The 17196-nt window shown below is 61.4% G+C and carries 14 protein-coding genes and 1 pseudogene; 13 read left to right on the forward strand and 2 right to left on the reverse strand.

Translation table 11 applies throughout. The features are described from left to right. The first annotated feature begins 93 nt into the window (after nt 1-93). From FW756_RS06530 to FW756_RS06560, 7 genes and pseudogenes are all read left to right on the forward strand, one after another. Entirely contained in the window at nt 94-1740 is a 1647-nt protein-coding gene (locus FW756_RS06530; protein ID WP_446429355.1) for an ABC transporter substrate-binding protein, read from the forward strand. A gap of 2 nt (nt 1741-1742) precedes the next feature. Then, on the forward strand, nt 1743-2693 hold the full coding sequence (locus FW756_RS06535; RefSeq protein ID WP_446429356.1) for an ABC transporter permease: 951 nt from the start codon (nt 1743-1745) through the stop codon (nt 2691-2693). Further along, nucleotides 2690-3574 carry an ABC transporter permease gene (locus FW756_RS06540; protein ID WP_446429357.1) on the forward strand — a complete coding sequence of 295 codons (885 nt, stop codon included), beginning with the start codon at nt 2690-2692 and terminating at the stop codon, nt 3572-3574. The genes FW756_RS06535 and FW756_RS06540 overlap by 4 nt, the downstream gene beginning before the upstream one ends. Next, nucleotides 3571-4428 carry an ABC transporter ATP-binding protein gene (locus FW756_RS06545; RefSeq protein WP_446429358.1) on the forward strand — a complete coding sequence of 286 codons (858 nt, stop codon included), beginning with the start codon at nt 3571-3573 and terminating at the stop codon, nt 4426-4428. Before FW756_RS06540 ends, FW756_RS06545 begins: the two co-directional genes overlap by 4 nt. Before the next feature lie 182 nt (nt 4429-4610). After that, nucleotides 4611-4987, forward strand: a pseudogene (locus tag FW756_RS06550) (ATP-binding cassette domain-containing protein); the annotation flags it as partial. Nucleotides 4988-5029: 42 nt separating this feature from the next. Continuing rightward, entirely contained in the window at nt 5030-5323 is a 294-nt protein-coding gene (locus tag FW756_RS06555; RefSeq protein WP_446429677.1) for a hypothetical protein, read from the forward strand. After that, nucleotides 5320-6921: a chlorohydrolase family protein gene (locus FW756_RS06560; RefSeq protein WP_446429359.1), complete on the forward strand. Its 1602-nt coding sequence runs from the start codon at nt 5320-5322 to the stop codon at nt 6919-6921. The genes FW756_RS06555 and FW756_RS06560 overlap by 4 nt, the downstream gene beginning before the upstream one ends. Here FW756_RS06560 and FW756_RS06565 read toward each other — a convergent pair. After that, complete coding sequence (locus FW756_RS06565) at nt 6918-7625, reverse strand: GntR family transcriptional regulator (RefSeq protein ID WP_446429360.1); 708 nt, start codon at nt 7623-7625, stop codon at nt 6918-6920. The two genes, FW756_RS06560 and FW756_RS06565, sit on opposite strands and share 4 nt — an antisense overlap. 234 nt (nt 7626-7859) lie before the next feature. Between FW756_RS06565 and FW756_RS06570 the strand changes: the two genes are divergently transcribed. The 3 genes from FW756_RS06570 (at nt 7860) to pyrE (ending at nt 11990) form a co-directional block, all read left to right on the forward strand. Continuing rightward, a complete protein-coding gene (locus FW756_RS06570) occupies nt 7860-9263 on the forward strand; it encodes an APC family permease (RefSeq protein ID WP_446429361.1) in 1404 nt (467 codons plus the stop codon). 594 nt (nt 9264-9857) lie between these two features. Further along, complete coding sequence (locus FW756_RS06575) at nt 9858-11297, forward strand: dicarboxylate/amino acid:cation symporter (RefSeq protein ID WP_446429362.1); 1440 nt, start codon at nt 9858-9860, stop codon at nt 11295-11297. Nucleotides 11298-11435: 138 nt separating this feature from the next. Continuing rightward, nucleotides 11436-11990, forward strand: coding sequence for an orotate phosphoribosyltransferase (gene pyrE / locus FW756_RS06580; RefSeq protein ID WP_446429363.1), 555 nt, complete (start codon nt 11436-11438; stop codon nt 11988-11990). Nucleotides 11991-12089: 99 nt separating this feature from the next. Here pyrE and FW756_RS06585 read toward each other — a convergent pair whose 3' ends face one another. Then, a complete protein-coding gene (locus FW756_RS06585; RefSeq protein ID WP_446429364.1) occupies nt 12090-13607 on the reverse strand; it encodes a peptide MFS transporter in 1518 nt (505 codons plus the stop codon). A gap of 415 nt (nt 13608-14022) precedes the next feature. Here FW756_RS06585 and FW756_RS06590 point away from each other — a divergent pair, with 415 nt between their 5' ends. Genes FW756_RS06590 through FW756_RS06600 form a run of 3 tightly spaced genes read left to right on the forward strand, consistent with a single transcriptional unit; the run spans nt 14023 to nt 17108 of the window. Further along, nucleotides 14023-14733, forward strand: coding sequence for a FadR/GntR family transcriptional regulator (locus FW756_RS06590; RefSeq protein WP_446429365.1), 711 nt, complete (start codon nt 14023-14025; stop codon nt 14731-14733). A 21-nt stretch (nt 14734-14754) separates the two neighbouring features. Further along, nucleotides 14755-16296 carry a gamma-glutamyltransferase family protein gene (locus tag FW756_RS06595; protein WP_446429366.1) on the forward strand — a complete coding sequence of 514 codons (1542 nt, stop codon included), beginning with the start codon at nt 14755-14757 and terminating at the stop codon, nt 16294-16296. Nucleotides 16297-16319: 23 nt separating this feature from the next. After that, complete coding sequence (locus FW756_RS06600) at nt 16320-17108, forward strand: sulfite exporter TauE/SafE family protein (RefSeq protein ID WP_446429367.1); 789 nt, start codon at nt 16320-16322, stop codon at nt 17106-17108. Nucleotides 17109-17196 lie beyond the last annotated feature (88 nt).

The following is a 17196-nucleotide window of genomic DNA, read 5'->3' on the forward strand; positions in this document are numbered from 1 at the left end:
CGTCACACCGTCGCGACGTGACCTCCTGGGTGGAGCAATGGTTGCTCCACCCATACAGATGTATTGCTTGATCACTGGAACAAAGGAGTCCTTGTGTCGAAACGATCTCTCGCCTTTCTGGGAGCTGTTGCGGTTACTGCCGTCGCAGTGACCGGTTGCTCGAACGGTGCTGGTGGCGGCGATGCCGCAGGAAAGCCCCTGTTCGATGTCAGTTCGGCTGACCTTGTCACCACAACGCCCGCTGGTACGCAGCCTGTTGATGCAATCACGTGGAACTTGCCGTACGAGCCGATGTCACTTGATCCGATGCTGTCGTTCAACTACGCGGAGAACACGGTTGATGCAAACACGTGTGAGGGGCTTACTCGCATCACGCCTGATCTCTCAATCGAGAATGCTCTTGCGGAGTCGGTGACCGCACCCGACGACCGAACCTACGTGTATACGATCCGTGACGATGTGAAGTTCTGGGATGGCACCCCGCTCACCGCTGACGATGTCGTCTACTCGCTCGGTCGTCAGGTTGGCCCCGAGTCGAGCACCTACTGGGGTGACTACTTCATGAATGTCACTTCGGTTGAGAAGACCGGTGATCGAGAAGTCACCGTGCGTCTGGGGCAGCCTGACGCACTATTCGAGCAGGGCATGTCGAGTGCCGCTGGCGCAATCGTGCAGAAGGCGGCGGCTGAGGCTGCGGGGGAGAGCTTCGGTACTCCGCAGGGCGGCATGATGTGCACCGGTCCGTTCAAGCTTGAGAGCTGGGAGCCAGGTAAGGCGATCACCCTGGTGAAGAATGCGGATTACTGGGATAAGAACCTCATCCCCAAGGTCGAAAAGCTGTCATTCAGCTTTATCGCTGACGAGTCGACTGCTATCAATGCGCTTCGCTCTGGTGATGTAGACGGCCAGTTCTTCTACCTGCCGCCAGCTGGTCTCGGACAGCTTCAAGACAGCGACGCGTCGATCGCGTTTGGTGAGTCCTACATCTTCTGGTCGTTGCGTGCGATCCAGCAGACCGGCACCTTCTCTCACCCGGAGGTGCGTGAGGCACTGCTCGCAGCGATTGACAGCGAAGCGATCTCCGACGTTGTTTTCCAAGGTGCCGCGATTCCGTCGGCCGTGCTGACTGGTCCGGCATACTTCGGCGAGGGCGAATCAGCGAAGATGTATGAGGAAGCATTTCAGAGCTTTGCGGTGAAGCCCGATATCGAGGCAGCAAAGAAGATCCTCGCAGACTCTGGCGTCGACACGAGCGCACCGATTGTCCTCGGCGTGCAGGGGTCCTCAGCCGTTCACGAGCAGACTGCAAACCTCATTCAGGCTGCGGGTCAGGCGATTGGTCTCACGATCGAGACCAAGGTGATCCCGGTCGAGCAGTTCGGCAACCTGTACTTCGATGAGAAAGCGCGTGAGGGTCTCGATGGCTTCTTCACGACCTACTACGGCAACGTCAGTGATCCGCTTGATGTGTACACCACGTTCACGCCAGAGAGTACGAACAACTTCATCCAGTACGACGGCGCGGCAGCAGAGCTGAAGGCCGCACGTGCAGAACTCGATCCGGTCAAGCGCGCGGAGTACACCATCGCAGCGCAGGAGAAGATCACGACGGATCTGCCCTGGTTGCCGATGGGTGATCTTCCCGTGATCCTCGTGCAGAACAAGGCGATCTCGGGTGCGACGGCATCGTCGGCGTACCTCGGTTACCCCTGGGCCGCCACCATCGGCGGTGTTGAGTAACCGTGTCACTCCCCTTATTCCTGCTGAAGCGGGCAGGCAGCTTGCTGCTGGTGCTGTTTGTCACATCGTTCGCGGTGTTTGGCATGATGTACCTCGCACCGGGCAGCCCGCTGAGCTTCGTTCTCGGGCCGCGCGGCGGTACGCCAGAACAGGTCGCTCGTCTCACGGAGCAGTACCACTTCGATGATCCGTTCCTCGTGCGGTATTTCTCCTGGATTGGCGACCTGTTCCAAGGCAACCTTGGCGACTCAGTTGTCTACCGCCAGCCGGTGCTTGACCTGATGGGCAGCCGCATCGGTACGACGGTGGCGCTCATCGCACTTGCTACGCTCATCATCGCGGTCATCGGTGTCGGCCTTGGCCTGCTCGGCGCGTTGAAGGGCGGCTGGGTGGATCAGATCGTCACGACGGTTGCGACGCTCGGGCTCGCAACCCCCGCATTTGTTATTGGTGTCGCACTCATCAGTGTCTTTGCGGTTGGTCTTGGTTGGTTCCCAACGAACGGCAGTGGATCAGGTGGGGTGGACACGCTCGTCCACCTCACCCTGCCCGCCATCGCGCTCGCGGTTGCGAGTGCCGCCTACCAGACGCGTATTACGCGTGCTTCGGTGTTCGAGGAGGAAGGTCGCGAGCACGTGCAGACTGCTGTTGCTCGCGGTCTCCGCCCGGGGCTCATCGTGCGTCGCCATATTCTGCGCAACGCACTCATCCCCATTACGACGGTCCTCGGCCTGACTGTTGCGACGCTCATCGCTGGCGCTGTCGTCGTGGAGAACGTGTTCGCGCTCGACGGTCTGGGGTCGCTCCTGGTCCGCGCGATCCTGCAGCGCGACTTTGCGGTCGTGCAGGCGGTGATCCTCGTGCTGGTGGTCGCGTTTGTCATCATCAACGCGATCGTTGACTTCCTGTACACGATCATCGATCCGCGCATTCAATTGGGGAGTAAGCAGTGACGACACTCAGCACGACTCAGATCGCGCTTCGGCGCGTGGCAAACGAGGGTCCTGGCCCGATCACGCGCGCATACCGCTTGCTCGGTGTCACGGGTGTTATCGCGGCCGCGGTCCTCACGATCATCGCCTTGCTTGCCCTGCTTGCGCCGTGGCTTGCGCCGTATGATCCCGACTACCCGGATCTGCTTGCCGCACTCTCCGGGCCAAGCAGCGCTCACCTACTCGGGGCTGATGCGCTTGGCCGTGACTTGCTCTCGCGGCTCATGTACGGTGCGCGGATCACCCTGGTTGGCCCGACATTCGTGATCCTCATCGCTACGGTCGTTGGCACGACGCTTGCGCTCATTGCCGCGTGGAATCGTGGCCGTGTTGACACCGTCATTTCGTGGGTCCTTGATGTGTTGTTCTCGGTGCCTGGCATCGTGTTCGCGCTCATTGCGGTTGCAATCTTCGGCCCGAACCTGCCGACCGTGGTCGTGGGTCTCTCAATCGGGTACATCCCGTATGTCGCCCGCGTTGTACGCGGTGCGGCGCTGCGTGAGCGGGGCATGCCGTACGTGCAGGCCGCGTGGCTGCAGGGGCAATCTGGCGTTGGCATCAGCCTCACGCAGATTCTGCCGAACGTGCAGCCGATCATTGTGGCGCAGGCAGTGTCATCGCTTGGTTTTGCAGTCATCGACCTCGCGGCAGTCTCCTTCTTGGGGCTCGGCGTGCAGCCACCAACTGCGGATCTCGGTCTCATGGTGAAGAGCGGCTTCGATTCGCTCCTGCGCGGCCAGAGCATGGAAGCAATCAGCGCTGGCCTGACAATTGTGCTCATTGTGTGGAGCATCACCGTGCTCGGTGATCGCCTCGCCTCGAACAACAGGAGAATGCGATGAGCGATGCCCTGCTCGAAGTACACTCACTGCACGCGAACCTCAATACGAGAGATCGCAAGCTACACCTGCTCAACGGCGTGAGTTTCTCGCTCAACCGAGGCGAAGCACTTGGCCTGGTTGGTGAGTCAGGATCAGGCAAGTCACTGACCACGCGAGCGATCATGCGCATGCTCGCGCCTGGCTTCACCACGCGAGGCGAAGTGATTTTTGATGGCGAGAACGTGCTCGACATGGGCCGCGAACGGCTTCGTCAGTACCGCGCGGCAGACGTGGGAATGATCTTCCAAGATCCGCGCGCCCACGTGAACCCGGTGCACACGGTTGGTGACTTCCTCACGGAGGCGCTCGTGCGCGACCGGGGAATCCAGCGTGCAGAAGCCGAACGACGTGCGGTGCAGCTGCTTGATGAGGTTGGTGTGCGACATCCGGAGCAGCGATTGCGACAGTACCCGCACGAACTTTCTGGTGGTCTACTGCAGCGCGTCATGATCGCGAGTGTGTTGCTTGCGGAGCCGCGGTTGATCCTCGCCGATGAACCGACGACCGCGCTTGACGTAACCGCACAGTCTGACGTCATGGCAATCCTCGACGAACAACGTCGTGCGCGCGACTTGTCGCTGCTCTTCATCACACACGATCTTGAACTCGCGAACGCGTGCTGCGACAGGCTCGCAGTCATGTACGCGGGTGAGATCGTCGAACAGGGAGCACACGTGTACTCGGCGCCGACGCACCCGTACACGATTGAGCTGCTGGGCGCGCGTCCAAGTATCGATGAACGGCGTGACCGACTTCCGGTGCTCGAATACAACGCTGAGCTACACAAGGAACTGAAAGAGAGGACCGCCTCATGAGCGCTCAACTGTCGCACGCAGACGCTGCTTTCGATGGCGTCGGTCACTCAAGCGGCGCCGCCGGGAACGATCCTGCGGCACCGCTCGTGCAGGCCACCGATCTGCGCAAGGTGTTTCCCGCAGCCCGTGGGAGCAAGAATCGTGATGGGGTGACAGCTGTCGATGGTGTCTCCTTCGCGCTCATGCCGAATGAGTGCCTCGCGATTGTGGGCGAGTCAGGATCCGGCAAGACCACCGTTGCGCGCATGATCGTCGGGCTTGAGACGGTGACGAGCGGCGAAGTGCTTCTCGGTGGCAAAGATGTGACGGCTGCGCCTCGCAGCCTCGCATCCCGTCGTGAGCGGGCACGCGAAATTCAGTACGTATTCCAAGATCCGTATTCCTCACTCAACGGACGTCAGCGGATCGGTGACGTCATCGCGTCAAATGTGAAACTGCATTCACGCGACAAATCGCGTAGCGCGCAGGCTCAAGCACAAGAGATCCTTGATGCCGTTGGGCTACCTGAACGATTCTTTGACAGGTATCCGCGCGAGCTCTCCGGGGGCAGCGACAGCGCGTCGCGATCGCCCGCGCGCTCGCCGCCGAGCCGAAGGTGATCGTGCTCGACGAAGCCGTCGCAGCGCTCGACGTGTCGATTCAGGCCCAGATCCTGAACCTCCTTGCCGACATTCGACAGCAGCGTGAGGTGAGCTACCTCTTCATCTCGCACGATCTTGCCGTGGTGAACCAGATCTCGGAGCGCATGCTTGTTATGGAAAACGGCAAGGTCGTCGACCAAGGAGACACGGCCGAGCTGCTCGCAAACCCGACGCACCCGTACACGCGTGCACTGCGCGCAGCGGTGCCGGGCCCCGGCTGGAAGCCCACCCGACGAGAGCAGTTGGCGTCGTGAAGGCGATCCGCGCCGCGTATGTGATCGCGGAAGGCCAGGGGCCCGGGGGTATCGTCTGGACCGGCACCAACGCCGGTTCCGGTGCTGGTTTCAATAGTGGCGACAGAGCGAAGGCACCTGGCGCTGTTACTGTCAGCGCTACGGGCGCTGCGGCCGTTGCACCGTTTCTAGAGCTGCGCGACGCAGTTGTGCTCGTCGACGGTGATCGGATCGTCGACGTGGCCACAGGTGCTGCGGGTGACGCGCTCGCTGCCCGTGCCGCAGAAGTCATCGATCTCGGCGAGAGCGTGCTTATGCCAGGGCTCATTGACCTCGAAGGCCTGGTAGATATTGACCATCTGCAGCTCGACTCCTGGTGGTCTGGAGAACATGAGGCTCGACTCGAGTGGTCAGAAGCGTATGCACGCGACCCTGACGCGGTGCTGACCAGCGATGAACGCAGTACCCTGCGTCGGTACGGGCTGGTGCAGTTGCTGCTGCATGGCATTACGTCGGCGATGCCGATCTCCACCGAGGTGCACGGTGCTTGGGCCGAGACACACGATGACATGCTCGACACCGCCCGCACTGCGAGTGAACTCGGGATCCGTGTGTTCTTGGGCCCCTCGTACCGCTCTGGCGTGCACGTCACGCGCGCGGATGGCACACCGAGCATCTTTTGGGATGAGGAGAAGGGTCGCGCTGGATTCGCTGACGCCGCCCGCTTCTTGGATACCGTCGAAGCGCTTGCCGATCCGCTCATCACAGGTGTGCTCGTGCCGTGCCGGGTGGAGACAGTCACCGACGAGGTGCTGCAAGCAACAGCGAAGCTCTCGGCAGAACGAGGCACGCTCGTGCGTGTGCATGCGACGCAGGGACTTGCATCAGAAATCGACATTCTGCGCGAAGAACGCGGTGCAACGCCACTCGGCCTGTTGCAGCGCGTGGGACTGCTGAACGATCGACTCATCCTCGCGCACGGAGTGTATATCGACGTGCATCCCGACGTGCACGGTGAGGACCGCGGTGATCTCGCAACGCTTGCTGAGGCTGGAGTGAGCATCGTCCACTGCCCGGTGACGAACGCGCGGTACGCGTTCCTGCTCGAAAAAATCTCGCAGTATCTTGAAGCTGGTGTCACCGTTGCGCTTGGGACAGACTCGTTCCCGCCAGACCTCATTCGAGCTATCGATACTGGCGTGCAGCTCTCAAAAGTGCAGCACAATGACCTCGGTATGGGCATGCTCGCGGAATACGTCGAGGCGGCAACCCTCGGTGGCGCGCGTGCCCTGCAGCGACCCGATCTGGGGCGCATCGGCGCCGGGCGCACTGCCGACCTCGTGGCCTTTTCGCTCGCCGACTTCCGGATGGGTGCCATCGACGACCCGCTGCGAACTCTTACGTTGTCCGGCACCGGGCGAGATGCGAATTTCAGCATGGTGAACGGTCGCGTGGTGATGCGTGATGGGAACCTGCCAGGCGTCGACCTCACAGCGCTACGCAGCGAGGGGCAGCGGATCTTCGAGAAGCTCCGTGCTGCTTATGCTGGGCGCGATGCACTACAGGGGAAGTCGCACCTGGGGGAGTTGTTCCCGCCGCTCTTCCCGCGCGGTAGTTAGGGGCGCGGATCCGCCTCTTCAAACCGCGGATCCGCCCGCTCAAACAATGGGACAGTGTCAGCGCGGCTGTGCTCGACGTGCGCAAGCGCGAGGGCGCAGGCGCGCGTGACCTGTCCCTTCAAGATTGCGTCACACAGGTCGTAGTGTTCACGATGGAGATCGAGCGCGTCGCGATCGTGTGTGAGATTAAACAATCGGGCCACGCGGCCCTGCACAGGGACCATAAGGTCCGAAAGCAGGGCGCTGCCGGCGAGTTCCACGATGGAGCCGTGGAGCTGCGCTGTTGCAAACGCAATGTCTTTGACGACTCCACTCGCAACTGCCCGCTCTGCCTGCGCGAGTGCCTCGGTTACTACTGTGCTGTCTGCGCCGTCAGCGCACCGCTGTGCTGCGAGACGCGCTGCGAGCACCTCGAGTGAGGCTCGGACGTCGAACACCTCGTTCACCTCGGGGAGACCCATTGGGGCAACAACTGCCCCGCGGCGCGGGATGGTTCGGATATAGCCTTCGGCTTCAAGCCGTGGGAATGCCTCGCGGATCGGAATGCGCGAGACCTGAATCTCTTCTGCAAGATCACGCTCTCGGATGCGGCTGCCGGTAGGGAATCTGCCGTCAATGATCCGCTCACGAACCCACTCGTAGACGATCTCGCCGCGGCTCGGTGAGGATGGGGTGCCCGGCTCGGCTGTATCGCTATCGAGCATGCGGTCAATCGCCAAGGTGCACCAGTCCGTTCTGAGGGGCTCGCGAGTGTTCGAAGAGCCAACAATTAATCATGCCCGAAAGCACGATCTGGATCCACTTGGTATTCCAAATTGGTGAAACTTTCCGATAAACGTGTCTCGATTTGCGTCAGATGGGGGCATTTGGCATACAATCTGACGGGGCTTGGTGCGAAACTGGGCCCGGGCAGTCACAGCGCACAAAGGAGTCTGAGTATGACCACCCCCGTAACCTCACGCAGCGAAGAAGCACAGCGTCCACGAACTATGAAGCGAGAGTTGGGGCTTCCGGCACTGGTGCTCTATGGCCTGACCTCCATGGGTGTGCTCTCGGTGGTCTCGGTCTACGGGCCCGCCTCTGCCATCAGTGATGGCCATCTGCCTGCCTCCTATATCGCGGCAATCATCATCATGCTCTTCACTGCGCACAGCTACGGTCGTATGGCCGCGCACGTGCCGATCACTGGTGGCGCGTATGCCTACGTCACCCGTGGCTTTGGTTCGGTGACGGGCTTTCTCACCGGCTGGGTCATGATGCTTGACTACCTCTTCCTGCCGATGGTGAACTTCCTGTTGTTTGGTCTCTACTTCAATAGCATGTTCGGCGGAGTTCCTGCCTGGCTTGGAACCCTGATCTGTATCGTTGTCGTCGCAGTGCTGAGTGTGGTCGGCGTCTCGTGGATCCGCCGCCTGAACTCAGTGGTGATCACCGCGTCGATTCTGCTCGTTCTGGGGTTCCTGGTGCTGGCAATCATGAACGCGCCAGAGGTGAGCATCGAGGCGGTTGTTACTCCGCTGTCGATTGGCGATGCTGGCATCGTGCCGATCCTGTCAGCAGCTGCGCTGTTGTCGTTTGTGTTCCTTGGCTTTGATGGTGTGGCAACGCTGTCAGAAGAAACAAAGAACCCCCGCCGCACGGTTCCCCGTGGCATTGTGCTCGCGACACTCGTTGCTGGTCTCGGGTACCTGGCATTTGCAATCGCTGGCAGCCTCATCATGCCCGACTGGACCAAGATCGAGAACCTCGATGCTGCTGGCACCGAACTCATGCAGCAGGCTGGCGGAGACTGGTTCATGGCAGCGTTCGTCATCATTAACCTTGCTGGCCTCATCACCTGTGGCGCCGCCGCGCAGATGAGCGTAAGTCGCGTGCTCTTCGCGATGGGCCGCGACAAGATCCTGCCCTCGGTGTTTGCAAAGTTGCACCCGCGCTTCCGCACCCCGTATGTCTCAGCGCTCGTGGTCTCTGCCGTGTCACTCGTCGCACTCTTTATTACGCTCGACCAGGCCGTCTATATGATCAACTTTGGTGCGCTCGTTGCGTTTGCCTTGGTAAACCTCGCGACGGTGAAGGTGCTGTACCTTGACCTCAAGCTGCGCCGAGGCTGGGGCGCCCTGCGTCACCTCGTCATGCCGCTCCTCGGCTTCGCGTCGATCGTCTGGCTATGGACCTCGCTCGCGCCCTTCACCTACGTGCTTGGTGGAGCGTGGCTTGCCGTGGGTGTCGCCGTCTATGTTCTGCGTCGAAAGCAGCGTGGAGGCCCGCTTGCCCTCAACATTGATGGCGCCGCGACTGAGACGATGCCGACAATTCCTTACCAGGAGGATGCGCGCGCCTAGCCCCGTTGCTTGGAGCGCCGGCCTTCGACCCGTGAAACTGAGTGGTTTCGTGGGTCGGGGGCCGGTTTTGCGTTTCGTGCTTGGCGCTTGATGTGGGCGCGTGGGTCCGTGTTGGGGCGGGTATGCGTGCGTGCTGTGCGACGCGATCCAGGCGCTTGCCTGCTAGTCCGCCATTCTGTTTGCGAGATCGCAAGCCTTCTTCTGGAAATCGGCCGTCGTTAGGACGAATTGCGCCGAAAACGTCTGGACGACGGCCGATTTCAAGGTGAAGGTGCGGAGAGGGCTGCGCAGCGAGGCGCTAGGCGTCACTGTTGCAACTTTTTGTAATGTGAGAAATAAGCGAAGTGAATAGGTGCTAGTGTTTCTCCTTGTTGGCCCGACTTCTGCGTTAATACGCAGGGACGGCACGGGCAGCGCGATCGGCTCCGGGGGAGCCGCGTCGGGAACACACAATGTAGGGCACGCCCGCCCTGGCCCCAAGGCGCCGAGGCCCGGCCTCGCGCCCAGGCCTAAGCCCAGAATCAGTGGAAACGCTGCCTGAGCCTGAACCTGAGCCAGGCAGCTACTGGCCAGCGGCGGGATTGAGAGGAAAACATGTCTGCAGATGCAGCAGTGAAGAAGCGGAAGCTCCCGAAGTGGGTTACTTCCTTTGGATGGCAGATTCTCGCGGCACTCGTCGTGGGTCTCGTGCTTGGCGGCCTCGCTCGGTCGCTCGGGCCGGATGTTGAGGGCAACCCCAACGGTCTCCAGGCGACTCTGTCAGTCATCGGCAGCAGCTATGTGTCGCTGCTGAAGGCGGCGGTTGTGCCGCTCATCTTCACCGCGATCGTGTCGAGCATCGTGGGCCTGCGTAAGGTCACGAACGCTGCGCGACTTGCAGGTCAGACCCTGCTCTGGTTTGCAATCACTGCACTCATTTCGGTGACGATCGGTATCGTGCTTGGCGTCGTGTTGAAGCCTGGCGCTTCAGCATCGCAGACGCTTGAGACCGGCGACCCCTACGCGGTTGGCACCTGGTGGAACTTCCTCATCGGTCTCGTGCCCTCGAACTTCCTTGGCTTGTCAGTCAACGCATCGTTCGATGCTGATGCAGGCGCGGTTGCTGCAAGCCCATCGTTCAACGTGCTGCAGATCATTGTGATCTCGGTCGTTGTCGGTATTGCTGCCCTCAAGCTTGGCGCGCAGGCTGAACCGTTCATTCGGTTCACTGAGTCGGCACTCGCAATTATTCAGAAGGTCCTGTGGTGGATCATTCGCATCGCACCCATCGGCACCCTCGGCCTGATTGGTAACGCAGTTGCAGTGTACGGCTGGGACAAGATGGGTTCGCTCACCTCGTTCGTGGCGGTGCTGTACCTCGGCCTACTGCTCGTGATGTTTGTGGTGTACCCCGCGATCATCAAGGCAAATGGTCTTTCGATCAAGCAGTACCTTTCGGGTGTCTGGCCCGCAGTTCAGCTTGGCTTCGTGAGCCGCTCATCGATTGGCACCCTGCCGCTGACCCAGCGTGTGACCGAGCGAAACCTTGGTGTTCCCCGCGGCTACGCGTCGTTCGCAGTCCCCCTCGGCGCGACGACAAAGATGGACGGTTGCGCGGCAATCTACCCTGCTGTTGCGGCAATCTTCATCGCGCAGTTCTTCGGAATTGAGCTCACCATTGTGCAGTACCTGCTCATCGTGCTTGTCTCGGTCGTCGGTTCGGCAGCGACCGCTGGCACCACTGGCGCGACCGTCATGCTCACGCTGACCCTGTCGACGCTTGGTCTGCCGCTTGAGGGTGTCGGCCTGCTGCTCGCTGTTGATCCGATTATCGACATGGGTCGCACCGCGCTCAACGTTGCTGGTCAGGCACTGGTTCCTGCCGTGGTCGCGAAGCGCGAGGGCATTATCGATCTCGATCTGTACAACGCTCCGCGTCGTGGGCTTGCGTTCGACAATGACGACGTCGATGCGAACGCCGAGGCAGCCGTGAACGCAGACGCGACACCGAACGCCGAAGAAACCGCAGACGCAGACACCGCTTCCAAGGCGTAAACGCCCGCGAAGTAGTCGCGATCCGCGCCCTGTTCCCGGCGTCGTGCGCAGAACCGATGGCCAGGTCTTCAGTGACCTGGCCATCGGTCTTTGTGTGTGGCGAGATGCTTCGCCGAAAGGCAACGTAGAATTATGAGTATGACCACCGCACGCGAGCAGCTCATTGAACTTATTACGACCGAGGCCGTATTCCACGGCGACTTCACGCTCACCAGCGGCAAGAAGGCGACGTACTACATCGACCTCCGCAAGCTGAGCCTTGATCACCGTGCGGCTCCGCTCATTGGCCAGGTCATGCTTGACCTCATCGACGATGTTGATGGCGTTGTGGCAGTCGGTGGCCTGACCATGGGCGCTGACCCGATTGCTTCGGCGATCATGCACCAGGGCGTCGCACGCGGCAAGGTGTACGACTCCTTCGTCGTACGCAAGGAGCCTAAGGACCACGGACGTGGCCGCCAGGTTGAGGGTCCTGATCTTGATGGCAAGCGCGTGATCGTCGTTGAGGACACTTCGACGACCGGCGGATCCCCCCTCAAGGCAATCGAAGCGCTCGAGAAGGTCGGCGCAATCGTTGCTGGCGTTGCTGTCGTGGTGGATCGCCAGGCACCTGCAAAGGCGCGCATCGAAGAGGCTGGCTACGAGTATCGCTACGCGATCGGCCTCGACGACCTCGGTCTCGACCCGCAGTAGGTTTTCGTGGGGCGGTTGATGCCCGGTGTATCAACCGCGTACACGTAGAGGAGGGGAGCAGCTCAGTGAGCTGCTCCCCTCCTCTACGTTGTGCCGTGTTTAGCGGGCTGCGACCGAACGGCTGATGATGCGGTAGACAACCGCGAGCGCTGCAACAGCGATGAGTGAAACGATCGCGACGGTGCCGAAGTACTGCGCCTCTGCGCCCTCCCGGTAGGACTGTGAGATCCACCCCGAAAGGGTCGATCCGCCAGCCATGGTGAGGAAGTAGAGTGCGGTCATCTGCGAGCTCGCCGCCTTAGGCGCCAGCTCTGCGGTGAAGGAGAGCGCCGAAGGGGCGAAGAGCGCCTCGCCGAAGGCGAAGAAGATCATGACGAGGAGCGCGATTGCGAGCGGCATCGACTGCCCTGCACCGAAGCTGAACGGCACGATTGCTGCCGCACCAGCCGCCATGGCAACGATGCCGACGACGAGCTTGGTGATGGGTTCCATGCGGGTTGAACGGGCGCGAGTCCACATGACAGCGAGGAGCGCAGTGACCGCTGCAACAGCAAGGCTCTCGAGCGTCACGATGAGGCTCGGGGGCATCGTGTACGAGCCAATGGTGAGATTGATCTTCGTGTCAGCAAACACGGCGAATGCGGTGAAGAGCTGGAAGAGCAGGGTCCAGAAGACGAGGCTCATCAGGAACACTGGCACGTAGGTGACGATTGCTCCGCGCTCGCTGCGGGTGACCTGCTTGTTCGTGAGGAGCATGGTGAAGAGGCCGATTGCTGCCACGAGTACGATCAGCGCGACCACGCTGCTGATGTTGTCGGGGCGGATCAGGCCGGTCATGACCGCAATTGCGACGAGTCCGAGGCCAATCAGGGTGATGATGATCCACTTTGCGCGCTGTGCCGCGGGGAGCGGGTTGGGCACGACGGCGGTGCTCGCCGGGAGGCGGCGCATGCCGAAGATGTACTGGCCGAGTCCGAATGCCATGCCAACGGCTGCAGCGCCGAACGCCATGTGGAAGCCCCATGACTGGTGGAGCGCGCCGGTGATCAGCGGGCCAGCGAACGCGCCAACGGTGATGCCCATGTAGTAGATCGCGTAGCCTGCGTCGCGGCGTGCGCCGCCGTCAGGGTAGAGCGCGCCGACCATCATGGTCGTGTTGACCTTCAGGCCTCCGGTCCCGATCACGATGAGGACGAGGCCAATGATGAGACCGATGAGGCCGGGCACCACTGCAAGCATGATGTGACCTGCGAGGATCGCGGTTCCGCCGACGAGGACGACGTACTTCGGCGCGAGCACGCGGTCGGCGACCCAGGCGCCGATGATCTGCGAAATGTAGACGAGCCCGCCGTACGAGCCAGCGATGCCGAGCGCGATGGGCTGGGGGAGGCCGAGGCCGCCGTCGCTCAGTGAGTAGTAGAGGTAGTACGCGAGCAGTACCTGCAGGCCGTAGAAGCTGAAGCGCTCCCACATTTCGACGCCCGAGAGCGTCATCAGGCCGCTTGGCTTGGCGTCGCGCGATACGACGTCGAGGGCACGAGTGACGCCTACGGTGGCGGTGTCTGGTGCCTTCGTGTGCGACGCCGCCTTGGCGCCACCGGACTGGGGGTTCGTCATTGATACTCCGAGATGAACTGGGCGGATCGGCTGCGTGCGATTCGCTATCTGATCGGGGTGCCAAACACTCACGCCCGAAATAAAGATGATTAGTTGGTCAGACCAACTGCTTAACAATTACAGAAATGTACCCTGTTGGGCCGGTGGCGTCAATTTGGGTCTGGTGGTTGTGCGGATGCGTCGCTACGTTCAAGTTTTAAATATGAAATTGATCTGGAGTTTTGCCACCTTTCCTATCGTGTGGTTTGCAAATCGTGAGTTGCGGGATCTAGGATCATTGGTACTTGGTCAGACCAACTGATCAATTGGCTTGTGAAGATACCCGGTCACTCTTGCGTAAGTCAATGGCATATCTGACAGAGTTACGGTGCAGCATTTCCGCGGCAAATCTCACACACGAACAGAAGGAGGGGCGATGGACTGGACAAATATTTCGCGAGCAACGACGCTCTCACTCCCAGATCGCCTTTCGGTAGATATCGAACGATTGATCCTCGACGGCAAGCTTGCCCCGGGGGATCGCCTGCCACCAGAACGCGAGCTCGCCGAGCATCTTGGCGTCTCGCGCGTCTCGATTCGCGAAGCGCTTCGCGAGCTCGAAAACCGTGGCTTGATTGACCGAAAGCCCGGTCGCGGCACCATTGTGCTGAGTCCAGGTGAGCAGTCGCCCATGGCTGAAAGCATCGGCACCGCGGTGAACGCGGCGGAGGCCGAGATCCGCGACATCATGGAATTGCGCGCCATACTGGAGCCGCCCATCGCGCGTCTCACTGCTGGCCGCGCAAAGTCTCGAGACGTCGCGCAGCTTCGTGAGCTCGTTGAAGCGATGGAAAAGGAAACCTCGAACGAGCGCTATGCAGAGCTCGACCGGGCCTTCCACCAGACGATTGCGCAGTACACGCACAATCCCTTGCTCGCGCTCATTAACGAGCAGCTTGCGCAGCAGATCGCGCCGAGCCGTGCAAAGCGGTATCAGACGAGTGAGCGACGCAACGCGTCAAGCCGCGCGCATCGACTCATCTTTGAAGCGATTGAGGCGGGCAATGGTGAGGCTGCAGAGCAGGCTGCACGTGACCATGTCCTCGACATTGCGCATCAGATCGCCCTCGCAGGGCGCGAAGAATAAACAGATAGGAACACACGGACCATGACGATGCCTAAGGGAGCCATCTCAACGTCGCACCACCTCGCAACTGAGGCTGGCGCAGCGGTACTCGAGGCTGGCGGCAATGCGATCGACGCGGCAATCGCTGCAGCAGCAACGCTGTGCGTCGTGTACCCCAACAACGTTGCACTCGGTGGCGATCTGGTCGCCATCGTGCGTAGCCCCGACGGGCAGGTCCGGTTCTTGAATGCGACGGGCACGGCTCCCAGCGGGCAGTCGCTTGAGGCGCTCCGCGCCCAGCACGGTGACGCGCTCCCGCTGCGCGGTGTCGACACGATCACCGTTCCCGGTGGCATCCGCGGGTGGGAAGCACTGCACGAGCTCGGCGCAACGCGGGAGTGGGCGGATCACCTCGCGCCTGCGATCCGCCACGCTGAACAGGGGTTCCCCAACTCGCGCTCAGTTGCCCGCGCGCTCATCGATGCGAAGGGCACACTCGACAAGGATCCCGGCGCACGCGCGATCTTCTACCCGAACGGCGAACCCCTTGCCGAGGGTGAGACGCTCACGCAACCCGCGCTTGCTGAGTCGCTCAAGCAGCTCGCTGCAAACGGTGCAGCCGAGTTCTACGAGGGTGAGCTTGCGCAGCGTTGGACCACCGGCCTCGCGAAGCTTGGCTCGAAGATCACCCGCGAGGATGCCGCGGCGTACCGCCCGTTCTGGGGTGAGCCCATCGAGACTGAGTTCAACGGTCTGCGTGTGCTCACTGGACCGCCGAACACCTCGGGGTTCATGCTCCTTCGCGCGCTGAACGAGATCACCGCAGGCATTGCTGATCCCCTTGGTGCCGGTGCTGGCGAGCTGTCACGCGCGTTCTACGAGAGCAATCTCGTGCGCACGGCTTCGCTTTCTGATCCGACTTTCGGCGGCGCAACCGGCGCCGAGCTCGTCGCGGCCAAGGCGCCAGCTGGGCCGCTGCGCGGTGAGGCGAAGGCGAGTGGTGACACGGTCGGCTTCTCTGCGGTCAGCTCCGATGGCTGGGCTGTCTCGTTCATTAACTCGGTGTTCTGGGACTTCGGTTCGTACATCCTCGAGCCAGATACCGGCATCATCTTCCAGAATCGCGGGACGTCGTTCTCGCTCGATCCTGCGTCTCCCAACGCGTTCGAGCCGGGTAAGCGCCCACGCCACACGCTCATGCCGGTGCTCGTGCTCGACGGCGAGGAAATCGCGTACGTTCCCGCGACGATGGGCGGGGCAGCACAGCCGCAGATCCATGCGCAGCTGTTGCAGCGCATGATCGAGGGCGCGGATCCCAGCACCGCCACCCACGCGCCGCGTTGGATGGTCGATGAGGTTGTCGGTGATTCGCCCGTGCGCGTCACCATTGAAGAAGACGTCCCGCTGGTTGCGCGTGCAGCAATCGAAGCCGCAGGTTTCGCACTCAATGTGGTGCGACCCTATGACGAAGACTTGGGCCACTCGAACGTGATCCGCGTCGATCGCAGCGCAGGCACTGCTACCGGCTACTCGGCAGCGAGTGATCCGCGCTCTGACGGATCCGCAATCGTCGTTTCTGCCTAACCGATATAGAGAAGATCGAAGCAATGACAAACTTTGACGTCGCTCACAAGCGGCAGCCCGTAATTATCCTGCTCCTCCTGGGTGCGCTCACCGGCATGCTCTCGGGCCTGTTCGGCATTGGTGGCGGCATCGTGCTCGTCCCGTTGCTCGTGCTCGTTCTTGGCTACCAGCAGAAGCTTGCAGCAGGTACTTCGGTGGCGACGATTCTCCCGGCTGCGGTCGTGGGTGGCATCACCTACGCCGTGCAGGGACACGTGGACTGGGTTGCGGCGCTGTTGCTTGCGATCGGCATTATCGGCGGCGCGCAGGTTGGCAGCTACTTGCTGCAGCGGATCCCGACCGGGGTGCTGCGCTGGACCTTCATGGCCTTCCTGGTGCTCGTTGTGGTGAGCCTGTGGTTCATTGTGCCGTCACGCGACTCTGAGGTGACGATCACGATCATCAGTGGCATCGCGCTCATCCTTGTTGGGTTTGGCACCGGCATCTTGTCGGGTCTGCTCGGTGTTGGCGGTGGCGTCGTCGTGGTTCCAGTGCTGATGTTCTTCTTTGGGGCGAACGACCTTGTCGCAAAGGGCACCTCGCTCATCATGCTGATTCCTGGCTCGATCTCGGGCACGATCGGTAACTTCCGCCGCCAGAATGTTGACCTGCGGGCAGCGGTTCCCCTGGGCATTGCAGCGAGCCTGTGCTCGCCCCTTGGCTCAATCGTGGCAACCTACATCACCCCCATGTGGTCGAACATTGCGTTCTCGGCACTGTTGGTGCTGGTCATCGTGCAGATGGCAGTGAAGGCAATTCGCTCGAAAAAGTAGGAATGCCGATCAGTCACCGCGCCAATGGCACGTGAACATTCGGTGAAGGGGCGGACGAGTATCGCAAGAATCGCGATTGCTCGCCCGC

Source organism: Leucobacter sp. 1207-22 (assembly GCF_052850455.1).